The following is a 1,084-nucleotide window of genomic DNA, read 5'->3' on the forward strand; positions in this document are numbered from 1 at the left end:
AAGCAATAGCTAAAACTACGAAAAGAGATACTATAATTATAGTTGCTATTAATTTTTCTATAGGCATTTGTATCGAGCCAACTGGAGCCATAGTCACAATAGACCAATAATCATCAGCACCATCCCATACATCAAAGTTTGCTATCGCTGCTCTATTTGCATTTCCTGTAGAAGCTGGTGTGAAGTCAAATAGAGTATTAGTTTGATTTTTTTGTAAATCAATTAATAAATTCGCACTAGGATGCGGGTTGATTTGAGTAATATTTTTACCTATAAATTCGGTTGCAGGGCTAACTGCTATTAGACCATTTTTGCCTAATAATAATCTTTGATCGTCTTTGAAAACACTTCTTTCAGGATTTGTAAGCTCATGTTGAAGTTGTGTTAAACTTCCTAAAGCCCCTATAACCCCTATGATTTCTCCTTTTCTTACTATAGGCACAGCAATATTATAAGCTAGAATTTCTTCATTGTTGATGGTAAAATTTTGAGGTCGACCTATTGATTCTTTTCTATTTTTTATTGCATTTTCAACGCTTTGCTGATTTAAAATGACATCTTCTGCTTGGACTAATTGTACACCACCTTTTTCTCTTAAAGAAGTGTCGTGCAGTAGCATTAAAAATTTATTTGATTGTGTTAAAAGTTTAGGGTTAATGTCATTATATTTGGAAGTATCAAGAATATGCACATAAATATATGCTATCCAGCCATTAGAATCTAAAGCTCCTTCTAAAATATTTTTAATTCTGCGTTCTTCTATTGTGTCTTGTTCTGCGATGATGCTATCAATGGTGTTTTCTGCACCCATTAGTGTTGAATGTACACTTTCTGTTGCTCCACGGACGATATTTGCATATCTAAAAGCACTTGTTTGAAGTAATTTATCTGCTTCAGTGTGTAAGATATTTGAAGATTGCATAGCAATTACACTTGCTAAAATTCCAATACCTAAGACTATAATTGCAATTACAACAGCAACTATTTTGGTCCCTATTTTTAAATTTGAAAACAATATATCTCCTTTAATTTATATGTTTAAATTATTAAGATATATTTTATCTTAAGTATAATTATTTTTCAA

General features: G+C 31.3%; 1 protein-coding gene. It reads right to left on the minus strand.

Annotation, left to right across the window (positions count from 1 at the left end; genetic code table 11):
* The coding region (locus tag L8X27_RS07935) for a cache domain-containing protein (RefSeq protein ID WP_133319978.1) at positions 1-1,015 on the minus strand (1,015 nt) is incomplete at its 3' end.
* Between the last annotated feature and the right edge of the window lie 69 nt (positions 1,016-1,084).

The sequence above is a fragment of the Campylobacter sp. CNRCH_2015_1657 genome, from assembly GCF_025772685.1.
Classification (GTDB): Bacteria; Campylobacterota; Campylobacteria; order Campylobacterales; family Campylobacteraceae; genus Campylobacter_D; species Campylobacter_D lari_D.